Below are 17,886 nucleotides of genomic sequence, written 5' to 3' on the forward strand. Positions count from 1 at the left end.
TTTTATAAAAGATTACAAAATTTTCTTCCATACAATCGTTCTGTAGGTATGTCTGAATTTTGTGATATATTATTAAAGGGACAAGCAGGAGGGGTAATGATGGGAATAAAGGATAGTTTGCTGACGAGTGAAATGATGGACACAATCATTGCCAATGCATTCGAATGGATTGTGGTTGTTAATCATCAAGGGGATATTATTTACATAAATGATAGTTATTGCTCTTTTTTAGAAGTAGATTACAAGACAGTCATCGGAAGGCATGTAACAGAAGTGATTGAAAATACCCGCATGCATCTTGTCGTACAAACCGGTAAAGAAGAGATGGCTGACCTTCAGTATATTCGTGGAAATTATATGATAGCCAATCGTGTACCCATATTTAATGAGGAGAAGGAAGTCATCGGAGCCTATGGGACGGTGATTTTTCGTGATACGAGTGAATGGGATAAAATGAATAGCCATGTGAAAAGCATGCTAGGGCGTATCAGAAACTACTTGCAGGAGTATGAGCAACAAACGGGTGTAAAATACACCTTAGAGGATATTATTGGAAACTCCAATGTAATGAAGACTTTGAAAGAAAAAGTGAAGCATATTGCGGCTAGTGAGGTTTCTATTCTTATTCGTGGAGAGAGCGGGACCGGAAAAGAGCTATTTGCCCATAGCCTTCATCAGCTTAGTAATCGAAGCCAAATGCCATTTATAAAAATAAATTGTGCGGCTATACCAGAGCATTTACTTGAATCAGAGTTGTTTGGCTATGAAGAAGGTGCTTTTACAGGAGCTAAAAAAGGAGGAAAGAAAGGGAAGTTTTTACTTGCTGATGGTGGAACGCTATTTTTAGATGAAATTGGAGATATGTCATTACCGATGCAAATTAAGCTTCTTAGAGTCTTACAAGAGGGAGAAGTAGAGCCGGTTGGTGCAATCAAGCCAATACAGGTGAATGTTCGAGTTATTGCTGCAACGAACCGACCATTGGAAAAAATGATGGAGGAAAAGCGTTTTAGAGAGGATCTATATTATCGGATTCATGTTATTCCGTTCCACATACCTTCTCTAAGAGAGAGGACAGAAGATATCCCGCAGCTAGTAGAACATTTTATTCAGAAAATTTGTATGAGAACAGGGAGAAGGATAACGTCTGTTACACCAGATGCTCTTTTAGCGTTATCCCGCTACAGATGGCCAGGTAATATTAGAGAACTAGAAAATGTGATTCAAGCAGCTGTGCATTTTTCAACAGGAGAAAAGCTTATACATGAGGCACTTCCAGATTATTTAACGGACACATTTTCTATTCCACTTGGCTCTAAGCCTTTGAAGGAAACCTTGGAGGATGCTGAAAAACAAGCGATTATTCAAACACTAGAGAAATTTCATCACGATAAGCTAGAAGTCGCCAAACAACTTGGAATTAGTAAGTCGAGCTTATACGAAAAAATCAAGAAATATCATATTAGTTAGCAAGTCCAGAAATCTGGAATTCATTCCGATATTCTGGACTTCTTTTTTATATAGGGAATAAAGAAAACCTATATCTCTTGTCCGAATTTTCGGAAAGTAAAAGAGTTCGAAAAATTGAAACATTTATAAGGTAAGGGTTCTTTGGTTTGGCACGCTTATTGCATATAGAAAGGGGAAGAGAAAAATTGATTCGAAATTTATGAAAGCGTTTACGTAACGCGGAGGAGGATAAAAAATGCTCAGTATGATTGGTCTTATTGGGGGACTAGCACTTTTAATTTTTTTAACGATGAGAGGAATGAATTTACTTGTAGCGGGTCCATTATCAGCATTGGTCGTTGCACTATTTAGTGGGTTGCCATTGTTTCCACAGCTTGCCGAGTCAGGTGAGGCGAATTTTGTTGGAAGCTATATGAGCGGTTTTTCATCGTTTGTGACATCCTGGTATTTAATGTTCTTATTAGGAGCGATTTTTGGAAAGGTAATGGAGGATAGCGGAGCGGCAGATAGCGTTTCGAAGCTAGTTGTAGAAAAGCTTGGGATGAAGTTTGCAGTACTAGCTATTGTTGCTGCCTGTGCCATTTTGACATATGGTGGGGTGAGTTTGTTTGTCGTAGCTTTTTCTGTTTATCCACTAGCTATTAGTCTATTTAAACAAGCAAATTTACCACGTCGATTTATTCCAGCTGCACTTGCTTTTGGTTCTGTAACCTTCACGATGACATCAGCTGGCTCACCAGAAATTCAAAACTGGATTCCCATTGAATATTTAGGGACAACGCCTTATGCAGGTTGGGAAGTAAGTGCAATTGTGGCTGTGTTCATGATGATTTTTGGTTATTGGTGGTTAAAGCGCATGATTACAAAAGCTGTGAAACGTGGAGAGGTATTTGTATCGAGAGAAAATGATCCGAAAATGGATACCGAAAGACCGTTACCAAACGCTTTCTTAAGTTTGATTCCTTTATTGGTCGTGTTATTAATATCCTTCTTCTTACATGATAGGCTCATGCAGTCGGCGTTAATTGTCGCGTTGTTAGGTGGGGTTATCACGACGTATCTTCTTGGCAAAAAATATTTTAAATCGTTTTGGAACGCTGTTTCAGAGGGTACGATGGGTGCGCTCATTGCTATCGGGAATACAGCGGCGGTAGTTGGTTTTGGTGGTGTAGCTAAAGTGGTACCTGCTTTTGATGTAGCTGTAAATGCAATGACAAGTATCCCGGGCAGTCCATTGATTGGTGCTGCTATCGCGGTAAGTGTTTTAGCTGGAATGACTGGATCGGCATCTGGTGGTCAAGTCATCGCTCTGCCACTAATTGCCCCACATTATATGGATATGGGTGTCAACGCAGAAGCGCTCCATCGTACTGTCGCGATATCTTCGGGTGCTTTAGATTCTCTGCCACATAACGGATACGTCGTTACGACGGTTCGTGCGATTTGTGGAGAAACCCATCAAGCAGCTTATGGACCGGTCGCAGCACTGACCGTAATTGTTCCTGTAATTGGGGTAGTATTAGCAATTGTATTATTCTCACTAGGTTTAGGTATTTAATTGTAGTTGGAGGGAGACGTAATGGTTGAAAATAAAGTAGTTCTTATTACTGGGGCAGCCCAAGGGATTGGCTATGAAATAGGTAAGCAATTTGCAGAAGCTGGGGCGAAAGTGGTTCTGACGGATTTGAATGAGGAGAATGTTCATCAAGCAAGCGCTCAGTTGAATGGACAAGGGTTAGTAACGATTGGTATAAAATGTGATGTAACCATAGAAGAAGAAATAAAGGAAGCGATAGAAAAAACGGTAACTGAATTCGGTCGACTGGATGTCCTGATTAACAATGCAGGTCTCCAGTATGTAGCGATGATTGAGGATTTTCCAACAGAAAAATTCGAATTGTTGACAAGGGTGATGTTGGTTGCACCATTTGTCGCTATTAAACATGCTTTTCCCGTCATGAAGCAACAACAGAGTGGAAGAATTATTAATATGGCATCGATAAACGGCTTAGTAGGATTTGCTGGAAAAGCAGCCTATAATAGTGCAAAACATGGGGTTATTGGATTAACAAAGGTGACGGCATTAGAAGGCGCAGCACACGGTATTACAGTAAATGCCCTATGTCCTGGTTATGTGGATACTCCTCTCGTTCGAAATCAATTAAAGGATTTAGCAGAAACAAGAAATGTACCATTAGAGAAAGTATTAGAGGAAGTAATCTATCCGCTTGTACCACAAAGACGGTTACTACAAGTAAAAGAAATTGCTGACTATGCCATGTTTTTAAGTAGTGATTCTGCTCGGGGAGTTACCGGGCAAGCGGCAGTCATTGATGGGGGATATACGGTACAGTAGATAGATATTCATGCGAAGGAATACTTTCAGCTAATCCGACCATACTTAATAATGAAAATATCCCTTGAATTTTTCCAATAAATTCATTACAATGAAAATTAACAACTAAAATTAATTACGTTGAAAAGGATTAGTAGTGAACGAAACGAGCAAAGAGAGTTGACGGATGGTGCAAGTCAACAAACGAGCGTTCATGAACTCGCCTTCGAGTAGCAAATGTGAATCCTTCCTAAAAGAAGGTAGTAATATTTCGCCGTATCATCCGCGTTAAGGATTCGAGTGATTATCGCATATAGTGATAATAAACTGGGTGGTACCGCGGTAGGTTGATGTATATTCAAACCTCTCGTCCCTTTATTGGGATGAGAGGTTTTTTGTATTTATTTTTTTATTTTTAGGAGGAAAAGAAGATGTCGTTTCAACATCAAGAAATTGAGAAAAAGTGGCAGCATTACTGGGAAGAAAATAAAACCTTTAAAACGCATGAGGAAAAAGGGAAAGAAAAGTTCTATGCGTTAGATATGTTTCCTTTCCCTTCAGGTGCAGGGTTACATGTGGGGCATCCAGAAGGATATACAGCAACAGATATTCTTTCCAGAATGAAAAGAATGCAGGGTTACAATGTTCTACATCCAATGGGATGGGATGCGTTTGGATTACCGGCTGAGCAGTACGCTTTGGATACTGGTAATGATCCTGCTGAATTCACGGAAAAAAATATCAATACATTCCGTAGACAAATAAAAGAGTTGGGATTCTCCTATGACTGGGAAAGAGAAGTAAGCACAACGGATCCCGCTTACTATAAATGGACGCAATGGATTTTCTTAAAGCTATATGAAAAAGGTTTAGCTTATGTAGACGAAATTCCAGTTAACTGGTGTCCTGCATTAGGTACCGTACTATCTAATGAAGAAGTGATTGATGGGAAAAGTGAGCGTGGAGGGCATCCTGTAGAACGCAGACCTATGAAGCAGTGGATGTTAAAAATTACGGCCTATGCAGACAGACTTATTGATGACTTAGATGAATTGGATTGGCCAGAGAGCTTAAAAGAAATGCAACGCAACTGGATAGGTCGCTCAGAAGGTGCCAATGTCCATTTTTCAATAGACGGAACAGAAGAATCTTTCACGGTTTTTACAACGCGACCTGACACACTATTTGGTGCTACTTATGCAGTGTTAGCTCCAGAGCATCCATTAGTGAAACAAATTGTGACAGATGAGCAGAGAGATGCAGTTGAATCTTATATTACTAAAATTCAAAGTAAGAGTGATTTGGAACGTACCGAACTTTCAAAAGATAAAACTGGAGAGTTTACTGGGGCATATGCAGTAAACCCGGCTAATGGTGAAAAGTTACCGATCTGGATCGCGGATTATGTACTAATGGGTTATGGTACAGGTGCGATTATGGCAGTACCGGCTCATGACGAGCGTGACTATGAATTTGCAACGAAATTTGAAATCCCGATTGTGGAAGTTGTAGCAGGTGGGGATGTTTCAAAAGAACCTTATATAGGTGACGGTGAACATGTAAACTCCGATTTTTTAAATGGTCTTGGCAAAGAAGAAGCCATTACAAACATGATTCAATGGTTAGAGACAAATAGAAAAGGTGAAAAGAAAGTTTCCTTCCGTCTTCGTGATTGGTTATTCAGCCGTCAACGCTACTGGGGAGAACCAATCCCAATTATCCAATGGGAAGATGGAACCATGTCAGCGATTGATGAAAAAGAATTACCACTTCTTTTACCTAAAACAAAAAATATTCGTCCATCCGGCACCGGCGAATCTCCACTAGCTGCAATAGAGGATTGGGTAAATATCACAGATCCAGTTACTGGTAAAAAAGGTCGCCGTGAAACAAATACCATGCCAAACTGGGCAGGCAGCTGCTGGTACTATTTACGCTATATTGATCCAACTAATAGTGAGCAATTAGCAGATCCAGAAAAACTAAAAGAATGGTTACCAGTAGATATTTATATAGGAGGAGCTGAGCACGCGGTACTTCACTTACTATATGCTCGTTTCTGGCACAAATTCTTATACGATATCGGAATTGTTTCAACTAAAGAACCTTTCCAAAAGCTATTTAACCAAGGTATGATTTTGGGAAGCAATAATGAGAAAATGAGTAAATCAAAAGGAAATGTAGTGAACCCAGATGATATTGTTGAAAGCCATGGTGCAGATACTCTTCGCCTTTATGAAATGTTCATGGGTCCATTGGAAGCTTCCATTGCATGGTCTACAAACGGATTGGACGGATCTCGCCGCTTCCTAGATCGTGTTTGGAGATTATTCGTAGAAGAGAATGGAGAGCTAAGCTCCAAAATTATCGCAGGCACGGAAGAAAATTCATTAGAGAAGACTTATCATGCGACTGTGAAGAAGGTTACTGAAGACTATGAAGGGCTTCGCTTTAATACAGCGATTTCGCAAATGATGGTATTCATTAATGATGCTTATAAAGCGGATGTGATTCCGAAAGAATATGTTGAAGGCTTTGCGAAACTTTTATCACCAGTTTGCCCTCACATCGCGGAAGAGCTTTGGGAGAAGCTTGGTAACGAAGGAACTATCACTTATGAAGCTTGGCCAGTATTTGACGAGGCTAAGTTGGTCGAAGATGAAGTTGAAATCGTTGTTCAAGTGAATGGTAAGCTAAAAGCTAAACTTCATGTTCCTGCAACTGCTTCTAAAGAAGAGATGGAAAAAATCGCATTTGCTGATGATACGGTGAAAGAAACGATCGAAGGTAAAACAGTTCGTAAAGTAATCGTTGTTCCTGGAAAATTAGTGAACATCGTAGCAAACTGATTTTGCTGATTGATAAGTAAGGCTGCCACAAGTTTGGCAGTCTTCTTTTGTTTTCGATATAATGGAGGTAATTAATTATTTACACTACATAAAAGCGAGGTTTTTATAAAATGGAAGAAATTCAAACAATTACGACGGAAGAGCTAAAGAGTAAGATTGAAAGTGGAGAAGAATTATTTTTGGTTGACGTTCGTGAAGATGACGAAATCGCTACAGGAAAGATCAAAGAAGCAACACATATCCGCATGGGCGACATCCCAGCAAGCTTAGACCAACTTGATAAAGAGAAGGAGTATATTTTCATTTGCCGTTCTGGACGCAGAAGCGAAAACGTATGCTACTATCTACAGGAACAAGGTTATAAAGTGCGCAACATGGTCGGCGGCATGTTAGAGTGGGAAGGCGACGTAGAATAATTCTTATTTTGAAAACCGTTAACCAGCGAAGTGGAATGCTGGTTGGCGGTTTTTTGATTTATTGAAAGTAGCAGATAATAAGGGATATCGTTAGAAAACTAATTCAGAGAATGAATTTAGAGCAGAGGGGAGATAACCGACTAAGAGTTTATATACTTCCTCATTAATATTAATTTGTGGATGTATGAAACTTTTCTTTTTGCATATGCGTATTAAAATTATGGTGCTTTCTTCTAAGAATAGGTTCATTGGTGGATTTTCCAATAAGAAAGAAATACAAACCGATTTCAGCCTGTTTTCGGCCAAAGATGGAAAACAGTTTTGTACATAGTCACTCCAACTCTATCAAACTATTAAAAAGGATTATAAATAACACATCATAAAGAAAAGACTCATACCACATAGGAGGTAAAATCAAAATTTATGGAATTTTTTCAAGGGAGTAATCTTTTTTATTACGTTATCCTATTTTGTGGTCTTGGAATTATTTTTAATGGCTTTAAAAGTTACTGGCAGCAGGGGGTTTCTGCTGAATCGAGTATGACAAGATTTTTAAGTGTCCTGATCCCTGCAGCTATTGCTGGAATCATTACTTTTACATTAAGTAATCCTGAAGATATCCATGAATCTCTGTTTTTTATAATTATGCCCTTAGCAATTTCACTTTTTATTTTCTTGAGAAAACTAAAACATTTAGAAGTAACCATAAAAAAGTATATTCCAAATGAGTTCTTTAGCATTTTAGAAAATAACCTAGAAAAAAACGGTTACGAATATGTAAAAAGTCAAAAAGGGGAAGATGAATTTATTAGTAGTAATGTTACTACCTATTATGAAATTCCTAAAACGAATGAGAAAATCAAAGTCGATTGGAGAGATCTTGATCTTTGTGATATGAAACTGGTCTTTCAGAACTTCTACGATAAAGACCTAGTAAAAGAGATTATTCGAGATTTAAAAGAGAAAAGTTCACATGTAAGCTTTTTTCAACAGACAAAGTATCAATGGTTGTTTGGGATAGCCTTCATTTGGTTTAGTGTCATGAAATTAATAGGATATTAGCCTAACACTTAGATGAAATAGGATGTAAGTCCTTCTGTAAAGAGATGGAGACGTTATAAATAGTAAGATACTAAGAAAAAGCACGGAGTTCCTGCAATTGGAACCTCGTGCTTTTTAATTATTAAAATATTGTAAAAAATAAAAAACGCTCAAAAATCCACTCATACCAACCTATTCCCTTCATTTAGTCAAAAATACCTGTGTGATTATAACTAGGAAATATTTATTTGCATTTACCATTCATTAACACCTCTTTAATAGTGGGGTGCTAAGATTTGATTATTGTAGAAATTGCTATGAAGGATGGTGTTTATGAAGTCAATTCAAGTTAAGAATTTATATAAATCTTATAACCAAGAGAATTTTGTAGTGAAAGATGCAAGCTTCCAGATAGAGGAGGGTGAGTTTTTTGTGCTTGTTGGACCTTCTGGATGTGGCAAGAGTACTATTTTACGGATGATCGCTGGGCTTGAGGAGATTAGTAAAGGTGAACTATATATTGGTGAACGGAAAGCAAATTTATTAAGTCCAAGTGAGAGAGAGCTTTCGATGGTTTTTCAAAATTATGCTCTATATCCCCATCTTTCCGTGAAGGAAAACATTATATTTGGATTGCATGTAAAGAAAGTTCCCAAAAAAGAGAGGGAGCTGCGTTGTTACGAGGTAGCTGAAATGCTGCAGCTTACAAACTATTTACATCGGAAACCAAGAGAGTTGTCTGGTGGTCAACGACAGAGGGTGGCTTTGGCAAGAGCGATTGTGAGTAGAGCTCCTATCTGTCTGATGGACGAGCCTTTATCTAATCTTGATGCTAAATTAAGAGCACATATGAGAGCTGAAATTAAACAAATTCAACGATCGCTTGGGATAACGATGGTTTATGTGACACATGATCAGACAGAAGCGATGACCATGGGAGATCGAATGATGGTTCTTAAGGATGGGGAAGTCCAACAAGTGGGTACACCTCTTCAAGTTTATAATAAGCCGAATAATCCCTTTGTTGCGACGTTTATAGGTAACCCGCCGATGAATATCCAAAATGGAACCATTCGAGGTGGGGAGCGGGAGTTGGTTCTTGAAGGAATGAAGCCTTATAAACTAAAGCAAGATTATGGTGTGCATTTTCCAGAGCGAATTATGGTAGGAATTAGGCCAGAGTCCATTCACCTTGCGAATGAAAACTCTGCAGCAGACGAGCGCTATATTGTAGAAGTGAAAAATGTGGAGATTTTAGGGAATGATACGTTGGTTTCTTTTCTAGTAGGTACTAAAGAATGGTTTATGCGCTTGAATGGGCAATGGTACATCACTATTGGGGATAGGATTCCGATTTCTTTTGATTTTAATCATGTTGCCATATTCGATGAAGGTACAGGTGAACTATTAAAGGCACCAGAATCTAGAGAAATGTTTTCGTTACGTAAGGAGGCTGTGTCTAGGTGAGCGTAATAGTTCGGGAGACTAAGCGACAAATAAAGATGCAGAAGAATACTAGTTGGAAAAAATCTAAGAATCTACGGACAGCGATTTTGTTCTTACTTCCATCGATTATACTTCTAGGTGTTTTTGTCTTTTATCCAATGGTTAAAACTCTGTATTTAAGTGTCTATTTAACCGATCAGCTTGGAAGACCTGCTATATTTGTAGGTTTTGAAAATTTCTCCTATATCATGCAGTCAGAGAGTTTTCGTAAAAGTATGGTGGCAACTGTGTTATTTGTTCTCTATACAGTTCCAACAGGGATTATCTTAGCGCTTTTTCTAGCTGTTTTGGCCAATGAGAAATTAAAAGGAATCGGTTTTTTTAGAATGATTTATTCGTCAACGATGGGGATGAGCGTTGCAGCATCTTCGGTAATATGGCTTTTTCTATTTCATCCTAGCATCGGTTTTTTTAATAGAATCTTAATGACCATTGGATTGAACGAGGTCCAATGGTTATTGGATCCGAAATGGGCATTGATTTCGATTAGTATTACAACGGTCTGGATGAATACAGGATTCTGCTTTTTGATTTTGCTAGGGGGCTTGCAAAATATTGATCCTTATTTATACGAAAGCTCCAAGATAGACGGTGCTGGATATTGGTACCAGTTGCGAAGAATTACGATACCGATGCTCTCACCTACTTTATTTTTTATTATCACAATTTCATTGATTAATGCCTTTCAAACCTTTGGACAGGTAGATATTTTAACACGCGGTGGTCCTTCAGAGTCGACGAATGTCATTGTCTATTCTATTTATAAAGAAGCTTTTATTAACTATCAATTTGGAACGGCAAGTGCACAAGCAGTTATATTGTTTATCTGTATTTTAGTAGTGACTATTTTACAGTTTAAGTTGGGAGAAAAGAAGGTGCATTATCAGTGAGATGGACAAGTAAGGTCTGGTTTTATTTCTTATTAACGCTTAGTGCTTGTGTGCTATTCTTTCCTGTTTTCTATGCTATGATGATCAGTTTCATGGAAGGAAAAGAAGTAATGAGCGGAAACATTCTTCCGACTTCTTTTACATTAGAGAATTACATAACGGCTTTTCAAAAAGTTCCACTACTAAGTTATTTGTGGAATAGTTTCATTGTTTCTCTTGTCGTTATGCTTGGACAATTGTTGGTTTGTAGTTTAGCCGCATTTGCATTTGTATTTATCTCTTTTAAGGGAAGAAACATTCTATTCTTCCTTTATCTCTCTACGATGATGATTCCATGGGAGGCGACAATGATTCCGAACTTCTTGACCATCCAGAGGTTTGGATGGACCAACAGTTATGCTGGGTTGACAATTCCTTTTTTTGCCCTAGCATTTGGGACATTTCTTTTACGACAGCATTTTAAAACAATCCCGCATGAATTGTATGAGGCTTCTCAAATAGCGGGGATGAGTAAGTTTGGATTTTTTCTAAACGTAGTGCTTCCAGTTTCGAAAACCAGTTTGATTACATTAGGTGCTTACGGTTTTTTGACCACTTGGAATATGTATTTGTGGCCGTTGCTTATTACAACTAATGAGAGTGTTCGGACTGTTCAAATTGGGATAAAACAGTTGCAAACACAAGAAATCGCAACCGAATGGGGGGTGGTGATGGCTGGAGTTGTAACGATTATCTTACCTGCGTTGCTTTTACTATTCATCGGACAGAAACATCTGCAAAAAGGGTTAACACAAGGAGCAATTAAATGATATTTAGGAGGAAAAAATATGAGAAAGTTTCAACCGATATTAATGATCTTGCTGGGGCTTATGCTGCTTTTAAGTGCGTGTGCTTCTAATACTAATACACCTGCTACTAACAAGGATGAAGAAGAAAATACTACAGAAGAAGCTAGTGAAGGAACAGATAGAGAAAGCGATGAAAAAGTTGAAATTGAATTTTGGCACTCTATGGGCGGAAACTTAGGAGAATCCATTGATGTGATTGCGAAGGAATTCAGTGAATCGCAAGACACGTATGTGGTAAATGCAGAATTTCAAGGTTCTTATGAGGAGTCTTTAACAAAATTTCGTTCAATAGGTGGGACTACTGATGCTCCTGCCATTATCCAGACATTTGAAGTAGGTACAAAATTTATGATCGATAGTGGATTTATCGAGCCGATTCATACCTTTATTGAAAAAGATGGATATGATGTCACACAGCTCGAAGAAAATATCCTAAATTACTATACGTACGATGGAAAACAATATTCTATGCCATTTAACTCCTCTACACCAGTTTTGATTTATAACAAAGATGCCTTTAAAGAAGTAGGACTAGACCCAGAAAACCCGCCACGTACATATAGTGAAATAAAGGATGCGGCGAGCAAGTTGAAAACAGATGAGCGTTTTGGCTTTTCGATGCTGACGTATGGCTGGTTTTTTGAAGAGTTATTAGCTACACAAGGTGGAATGTATGTGAATAATGACAATGGCCGTTCGAATACGGCAACAGAAGCTACATTCAATGGGGTAGAAGGGTTACGTGTTTTTAAATGGCTAGATGAAATGAACCAGGCAGGTACTTTTGGAAACTTCGGTACTGTTTGGGATGATATTCGTGCTGCTTTCCAAACGGAAAAAGTAGCAATGTATATGGACTCTTCAGCAGGAACAAAAGGTATTATCGACAATGCGGATTTTGAAGTGGGAGTAGCATTTATTCCACACCCAGACGAAGTGGAACCTAATGGAGTCATCATAGGAGGAGCTTCTTTATGGATGTCTAAAGGGATCGCAGAAGAGGAGCAACTGGCTGCATGGGAGTTTATGAAATATGTAAACAGTCCAGACGTACAAGCAAAATGGCATGTAGAAACAGGTTATTTCTCTATTCATCCAGAAGCATATGAAAACGACATCGTAAAAGAACAATGGGCAGAATATCCTCAATTAAAAGTAACGGTAGATCAACTACAAGCCACGAAAAAGGGAGTAGCTACACAGGGAGCACTTATCTCTGTTTTCCCAGAATCTCGTCAACATATCGTAACAGCATTAGAAAAGCTGTATCAAGGAAGCGATCCAAAAGAAGTGTTAGACGAAGCGGTGATTCAGTCAAACCGTGCAATAGAGATAGCGAATAAAACCCAAGGGAATTAAATTCACCTAATTAAAAAAGGCGCCAAGATAGGAACGATTATCTTGGCGCTTTTCCATCCTATATTTCAGACACACCGTACATTCGACTCAGTCCACGATAATCCATCATAAATTATTTTATATTAAAAGAAAAACTCCTGTCAGTGCCTGGCCCCAAATAGATAAAAATTAAAAGAATACAAGTATAATTTCCCTCCTTTCGTCCTATACATAGTAATAAATAAAGGTGTTTTTTCATTAATGAAGTCTGTAAAGAGGAGGAGTGATTCACGTTGATTCAAATCAAAATGTTTGATGAGGAACATGAGCGGGATTTGGAGGAGGCAGTGAATGATTTTCTTGGAGGGCTTGCTGATCGAGACTTGATTGATATTAAGTATCAAGTTGGGTGTTTAATAGAAGAGGAAGAGCAGATTTATTGTTTTTCTGCGATGGTTATATTTAGAGCCTGAAAATATCTGATAGATGTTTAACAGGCTCTTTTTTGTGGGTATAGTTTATTATGTTATTAAAATTTCAAAACAAATATTATATTCTTGCAACGTTTCGGTTACATAAACCGTCTAAGTTGTTACCAATACATATTTGAAGGGATGTAATCAATATGAAACATACACAAAACGAAACAGTATTAGTAGAAGAAAAAACATTTTTCTCCGAGTTCGCGATGTATGGAGTAGGACTTGCTCTTGTCTTCCTTTTTGTTCTAATGGTAACTGCGTAGGCTAGCCGCTTTTTTACCAGCGTTTAAGCCAGCCAATCTACCCGTTACTAATGCCGAAGTTATATTGTAACCACCTGTGTATCCATGGATATCAAGTACTTCTCCACAAAAATATAACCCATCTTTCTGTTTAGAGGACATTTCTTTCGGGTGAATCTCTTTCACAGACACACCTCCACCTGTTACGAATGCTTTTTCAATTGAAAGAGTACCAGAAACCTCGAAACGGAATTGTTTACATGCTTTTGCGAGCTCTCTTATTTTTTCGTGCGCTAAAGTAGCACCGATTTCTTGTTCGTCAATCCCGCAAACTTCTAATAAAAACAATAAATAACGCTCAGGTAATAATCCTTTAAGGACATTTTTAATCGCTTTTTTAGGATCGTCTTTTAATAATTTGTGTAGCTGTTGGAAGACTTGCTCCTCATTTAAGCTTGGAAGAACATCTAAATTCATCGTGACCGTTCGAACATTAAATTTCTTCATCGTTTTCACCACATATTGGCTACAACGCAGTACAGCCGGACCAGAAATCCCAAAATGCGTGAATATCATGTCCATCTGATGGGTTTTCACTAATTTTCCTTTCGGATTTAAAACACTTAAGGCGACATCTCGTAATGATAGTCCCTGTAATGTTTTCTCCCGAATAAAAGATTCTGAAGAAGTTAAAGGCACCTCAGTAGGAAATAAGTCTGTCACAGTATGTCCAGCTTTCTTCGCCCAAGGATAGCCATCTCCAGTCGATCCAGTATGTGGCACTGACTTTCCGCCAACAGCAATCACGACACAAGTAGATTCAATAAACTCTCCGTTTTTTAATAATACGCCACGAGTTCGATCTTCCTCATATTCAACTGTATCCACAGCTGTGTTTGTTCGAATATCTACCCTCAACTGCTTCATCTTGTCTAAAAGTGCATCGACCACACTTTGCGCTTTATCGGTAACAGGAAACATTCGTCCGTGATCCTCTTCTTTTAACTGAATCCCGAGATTTTCAAAGAATTTAATAATATCCTCATTGCTAAACTCTGAAAAGGCACTATATAAAAATCGTCCATTACCAGGAATGTGTTTAATAATCTCATCTACAGGCAGACGGTTTGTGACATTGCAACGTCCACCACCGGATATTGCTAGTTTTCTACCCAGCTTATTACCTTTATCTAAAAGTAATACTTTCGCCTTTTGTTCTGCTGCAGCAATGGAAGCCATCAATCCAGAAGGACCTCCACCAATAATAATGACATCGTATTTCATTTTTTCACCAACCAACTATTTTTTGCAATCTATTTGTTATTATATACTTTAACTTGAAGTTGGACAAAAAGGGTAACTTTCCGTATGATTTTGGGAGATAACGTTTATATAAAGGAGTACATAATAGAATGACTTACTCGCCCAATATTACAGAAGCGCATATTCCTCATGATGGGGGATGGACGGAAGATAATGGGGTTCCTGTATTACTGCTATCCATACCTTCAATAGAATCAGTTATTCCACTAAAAATCCAGCGTTATTCATACACATGGTTATATGAAGGAGAGCTGGATGCTTATATCCTTTGTGTACAAATTAATAAAAAAGAAGAATTCGGAGTGGTTTTTTCACAACAGGAAGCAGGCCAACTATTACTCGATGCTCTTGCTTACGAGGAATTTACCATCGTTATCTGTAAAGAACCGATAGAAGAAATTGATGACCACACAGCGTATCTTTCACTTCCTAAAATTTCACTTATAAGAAGTGTACAGGCTGGTTGGTAAAATTAATTCGATAAAGCAATCCTTTATGGTAAAATAACAAGGTTGGACAAAAAGTTACAAAAAGTAGGGGTTTTATGTCAACATCCAATATTTTAAGAGGTACGTTTATTCTTACTCTTGGAACGATGATTTCCAGAGTATTAGGTTTAGTATATATCTTTCCTTTTTACACTTTAGTTGGAAACGATGGTGGAGAGCTATATACGTATGCATACGTTCTATATTCTGTCGTTCTAAGCATTGCGACTTTAGGTGTGCCCTTGGCAGTATCTAAGTTTGTTGCAAAATATAACGCATTAGAAGAATATGCAGTAGGAAGAAAGCTATTCCGTTCGGGTATATTATTGATGAGTTTAACGGGAGTGGTCTCGTTTTTAGCACTTTATTTATTGGCACCTGTTCTTTCACCGTTTATTATTGAGGCTGATAGTGTACATTCTTATGAAGACGTTACATTAGTAATTAGAATGGTCAGCTTTGCGTTACTCTTAGTACCTATCATGAGTTTGATACGAGGTTTCTTCCAGGGGCATGAATCGATGGGACCGACTGCTGTTTCTCAGGTAGTGGAACAAATTGCGCGCATCATCTTTCTTTTAGGTAGTGTCTATATCGTTATTAATGTCACAGATGGTAGTCTACCAACAGCGATAGGGTATGCAACATTCGCTGCATTTATCGGAGCGGTTGCTGGTCTATTGATACTAGTGTGGTATTGGTTTAAAAGAAAGAGCCACCTCGATACTCTTTTAGAACAGGATAAGGGAAAATTAGAAGTATCCTATGAAGATATGTACAAAGAGCTTCTATTATATGCTGCACCATTTGTATTTGTTGGTCTTGCAATGCCACTGTTCCAGTTAGTTGATACTTTCAGTTTTAATAAGGCAATGGCACAAGCAGGCTTTGATGGTAATTTCTCAGGGAATGCATTTGCAATTATTAACACATATGGACAAAAATTAGTTATTATTCCAGTAACCTTGGCGACAGCTTTTGCACTTTCACTTTTGCCAGCAATAACCAAATCATTTATAAATAATGAACAAGTTGTCTTACAAAAACAACTTAGTAAAACCTTTCAAATTCTACTATTTTTAACGATACCTGCTTGTATCGGACTGTCGGTGTTAGGTGGACCTGCGTATGCAGCATTTTATAACTATGATGAGTTAGGTGGGTATTTACTTACATGGTTTGCACCAACTGCTATACCGCTAGCAATTTTCACAGTAACAGCGTCTGTTCTTCAAGGAATAAATCAGCAGAAACACACGGTTTACGGGTTAGCAATGGGTATTGGTTTAAAACTTATTCTTAACTACCCACTAATCCTCCTAATGGGAGCAGAAGGATCAATCGTTGCAACTGCAGTTGGGTATACTGTAAGTGTCGCTTACAACTTATTAGCAATAAAAAAATACACAGATTTCAATTTTTCTATCGTTCTTAGAAGAACCTTATTAATGCTTATCTTCAACGTAATCATGGTAGGTGCAGTACTCCTCGTTTTACAATTGTTACAAGGGTACGTCCCATACAGCGAAGGTCGCTTACAAGCGATTATCGTAGTTTTCGTGAGTGCGGTTGTGGGAGCCGGGGTATACTTCTTCTTAAGTTATCGAAGTAATCTATTAATGTATTTGTTCGGAAATCGTTTCTCATTTTTAAATAGAAAAGTTAATGAATAGAGGTCTCAAGAAGAGGCCTCTTTCCCTATGAAAGGAGCACGACCCATGAGATTGGATAAAATATTAGCAAATAGCGGTTTTGGAACAAGAAAAGAAGTGAAGAAGTTATTAAAGACAGGTGTAGTAAAGGTAGACGGAGCGGTTGTAAAGGATGCAAAGGTTCATGTCGACCCGAATGAGCAGCAAATAACGGTATTGGATGATTTAGTGGAATATAGAGAGTTCATTTACCTGATGATGCATAAACCACCTGGACTATTATCTGCAACAGAAGATAGCAGACAGGAGACCGTTGTTGATATTTTACAGGAAGAGGACAAAATATTTGAACCATTTCCTGTAGGAAGACTGGACAAAGATACAGAAGGATTCTTACTTTTAACGAATGATGGTCAATTAGCGCATCAGTTGCTTTCACCAAAGAAGCATGTACCGAAAACATATTATGCCAAAATTGATGGAGAAGTAACAGAAGAAGATATCGCTGCATTTCGCGAAGGAGTCACGTTAGATGATGGCTATGAAACACTGCCTGCAGAACTAACCATCCTTCAAGCTGGCCCACAATCAGAAATAGAGATCACCATTGTTGAAGGGAAATTCCACCAAGTCAAAAGAATGTTCCTAGCTGTTGGTAAATCGGTAACTTATTTAAAGAGACTAAGCATGGGGGATCTGCCATTAGACCCGGACCTAGAACTAGGTGAATACAGAGAATTAACAGAGGAAGAATTAGAACTTTTAAAAGGAAATGGCTACCCCGAAAATAGATAGGAATCTGTTAAACACCCTTTAGATCTCCGTTGCAGGTGTTCGCTTTCCGCGGGCGGTTCTAGGGAGCCTCCTCGTCGCTATCGCTCCTGCGGGGTCTCCCTTCGACACGCATTCCCGCAGGAGTCTCTCACCTTCCACTTCGATCTAAAGGGGAGAACAGTTTAATTTAACGATCAACTAATCGATTTTCATATTTCATGGTGCAAAGATA

General features: G+C 38.3%; 15 protein-coding genes and 1 other annotated feature. Of the genes, 14 read left to right on the forward strand and 1 reads right to left on the reverse strand.

Annotated elements, in window-relative coordinates; all coding sequences use genetic code 11:
- The first annotated feature begins 96 nt into the window (after nt 1–96).
- The 11 genes from BK580_RS05310 (at nt 97) to BK580_RS05360 (ending at nt 13,166) form a co-directional block, all read left to right on the forward strand.
- Nucleotides 97–1,470, forward strand: a complete 1,374-nt coding sequence (locus tag BK580_RS05310; protein ID WP_408055236.1) for a sigma-54 interaction domain-containing protein — start codon at nt 97–99, stop codon at nt 1,468–1,470.
- A 235-nt stretch (nt 1,471–1,705) separates the two neighbouring features.
- Nucleotides 1,706–3,028, forward strand: coding sequence for a GntP family permease (locus tag BK580_RS05315; RefSeq protein WP_078379329.1), 1,323 nt, complete (start codon nt 1,706–1,708; stop codon nt 3,026–3,028).
- Nucleotides 3,029–3,049: 21 nt separating this feature from the next.
- Nucleotides 3,050–3,826 (forward strand): 3-hydroxybutyrate dehydrogenase, encoded by a 777-nt coding sequence (locus BK580_RS05320; protein WP_078379330.1) that lies wholly within the window; start codon nt 3,050–3,052, stop codon nt 3,824–3,826.
- A 111-nt stretch (nt 3,827–3,937) separates the two neighbouring features.
- Nucleotides 3,938–4,183 (forward strand) — a binding site (T-box leader).
- A 53-nt stretch (nt 4,184–4,236) separates the two neighbouring features.
- Complete coding sequence (leuS, locus tag BK580_RS05325) at nt 4,237–6,654, forward strand: leucine--tRNA ligase (RefSeq protein WP_078379331.1); 2,418 nt, start codon at nt 4,237–4,239, stop codon at nt 6,652–6,654.
- A gap of 110 nt (nt 6,655–6,764) precedes the next feature.
- Complete coding sequence (locus BK580_RS05330) at nt 6,765–7,070, forward strand: rhodanese-like domain-containing protein (protein ID WP_078379332.1); 306 nt, start codon at nt 6,765–6,767, stop codon at nt 7,068–7,070.
- A 423-nt stretch (nt 7,071–7,493) separates the two neighbouring features.
- A complete protein-coding gene (locus BK580_RS05335) occupies nt 7,494–8,132 on the forward strand; it encodes a hypothetical protein (RefSeq protein ID WP_078379333.1) in 639 nt (212 codons plus the stop codon).
- Nucleotides 8,133–8,444: 312 nt separating this feature from the next.
- Nucleotides 8,445–9,578: an ABC transporter ATP-binding protein gene (locus BK580_RS05340; protein ID WP_078379334.1), complete on the forward strand. Its 1,134-nt coding sequence runs from the start codon at nt 8,445–8,447 to the stop codon at nt 9,576–9,578.
- 35 nt (nt 9,579–9,613) lie between these two features.
- Nucleotides 9,614–10,507, forward strand: a complete 894-nt coding sequence (locus BK580_RS05345) for a carbohydrate ABC transporter permease (protein ID WP_078382649.1) — start codon at nt 9,614–9,616, stop codon at nt 10,505–10,507.
- Nucleotides 10,504–11,316: a carbohydrate ABC transporter permease gene (locus BK580_RS05350; protein WP_235863995.1), complete on the forward strand. Its 813-nt coding sequence runs from the start codon at nt 10,504–10,506 to the stop codon at nt 11,314–11,316. Before BK580_RS05345 ends, BK580_RS05350 begins: the two co-directional genes overlap by 4 nt.
- 18 nt (nt 11,317–11,334) lie before the next feature.
- Nucleotides 11,335–12,714: an ABC transporter substrate-binding protein gene (locus BK580_RS05355; RefSeq protein ID WP_078379335.1), complete on the forward strand. Its 1,380-nt coding sequence runs from the start codon at nt 11,335–11,337 to the stop codon at nt 12,712–12,714.
- 272 nt (nt 12,715–12,986) lie between these two features.
- On the forward strand, nt 12,987–13,166 hold the full coding sequence (locus BK580_RS05360) for a sporulation protein Cse60 (protein ID WP_078379336.1): 180 nt from the start codon (nt 12,987–12,989) through the stop codon (nt 13,164–13,166).
- A 254-nt stretch (nt 13,167–13,420) separates the two neighbouring features.
- On the opposite strand, the gene BK580_RS05365 is transcribed toward BK580_RS05360, so the two are convergent.
- Nucleotides 13,421–14,701: a BaiN/RdsA family NAD(P)/FAD-dependent oxidoreductase gene (locus BK580_RS05365; protein WP_078379337.1), complete on the reverse strand. Its 1,281-nt coding sequence runs from the start codon at nt 14,699–14,701 to the stop codon at nt 13,421–13,423.
- 128 nt (nt 14,702–14,829) lie between these two features.
- Between BK580_RS05365 and BK580_RS05370 the strand changes: the two genes are divergently transcribed.
- The 3 genes from BK580_RS05370 to BK580_RS05380 all read left to right on the forward strand — a co-directional run bounded on the left by BK580_RS05370 (nt 14,830) and on the right by BK580_RS05380 (nt 17,675).
- The gene (locus tag BK580_RS05370; protein ID WP_078379338.1) at nt 14,830–15,210 is read left to right on the forward strand and encodes a hypothetical protein; all 381 of its coding nucleotides are present in this window, start codon (nt 14,830–14,832) and stop codon (nt 15,208–15,210) included.
- 74 nt (nt 15,211–15,284) lie between these two features.
- Nucleotides 15,285–16,901, forward strand: coding sequence for a putative polysaccharide biosynthesis protein (locus BK580_RS05375; protein ID WP_078379339.1), 1,617 nt, complete (start codon nt 15,285–15,287; stop codon nt 16,899–16,901).
- A 45-nt stretch (nt 16,902–16,946) separates the two neighbouring features.
- Nucleotides 16,947–17,675, forward strand: coding sequence for a pseudouridine synthase (locus BK580_RS05380; RefSeq protein ID WP_078382650.1), 729 nt, complete (start codon nt 16,947–16,949; stop codon nt 17,673–17,675).
- Nucleotides 17,676–17,886 lie beyond the last annotated feature (211 nt).

The sequence above is a fragment of the Sutcliffiella halmapala genome, from assembly GCF_002019665.1.
GTDB lineage: Bacteria > Bacillota > Bacilli > Bacillales > Bacillaceae_I > Sutcliffiella_A > Sutcliffiella_A halmapala.

Excerpts from the sequence above, each read along its gene's own strand:
- BK580_RS05310 (WP_408055236.1), top strand. The coding sequence starts at position 97 with ATGATGGGAATAAAGGATAGTTTGCTGACGAGTGAAATGATGGACACA.
- BK580_RS05315 (WP_078379329.1), top strand. The coding sequence starts at position 1,706 with ATGCTCAGTATGATTGGTCTTATTGGGGGACTAGCACTTTTAATTTTT.
- BK580_RS05320 (WP_078379330.1), top strand. The coding sequence starts at position 3,050 with ATGGTTGAAAATAAAGTAGTTCTTATTACTGGGGCAGCCCAAGGGATT.
- leuS (WP_078379331.1), top strand. The coding sequence starts at position 4,237 with ATGTCGTTTCAACATCAAGAAATTGAGAAAAAGTGGCAGCATTACTGG.
- BK580_RS05330 (WP_078379332.1), top strand. The coding sequence starts at position 6,765 with ATGGAAGAAATTCAAACAATTACGACGGAAGAGCTAAAGAGTAAGATT.
- BK580_RS05335 (WP_078379333.1), top strand. The coding sequence starts at position 7,494 with ATGGAATTTTTTCAAGGGAGTAATCTTTTTTATTACGTTATCCTATTT.
- BK580_RS05340 (WP_078379334.1), top strand. The coding sequence starts at position 8,445 with ATGAAGTCAATTCAAGTTAAGAATTTATATAAATCTTATAACCAAGAG.
- BK580_RS05345 (WP_078382649.1), top strand. The coding sequence starts at position 9,614 with ATGCAGAAGAATACTAGTTGGAAAAAATCTAAGAATCTACGGACAGCG.
- BK580_RS05355 (WP_078379335.1), top strand. The coding sequence starts at position 11,335 with ATGAGAAAGTTTCAACCGATATTAATGATCTTGCTGGGGCTTATGCTG.
- BK580_RS05365 (WP_078379337.1), bottom strand. The coding sequence starts at position 14,701 with ATGAAATACGATGTCATTATTATTGGTGGAGGTCCTTCTGGATTGATG.
- BK580_RS05370 (WP_078379338.1), top strand. The coding sequence starts at position 14,830 with ATGACTTACTCGCCCAATATTACAGAAGCGCATATTCCTCATGATGGG.
- BK580_RS05375 (WP_078379339.1), top strand. The coding sequence starts at position 15,285 with ATGTCAACATCCAATATTTTAAGAGGTACGTTTATTCTTACTCTTGGA.
- BK580_RS05380 (WP_078382650.1), top strand. The coding sequence starts at position 16,947 with ATGAGATTGGATAAAATATTAGCAAATAGCGGTTTTGGAACAAGAAAA.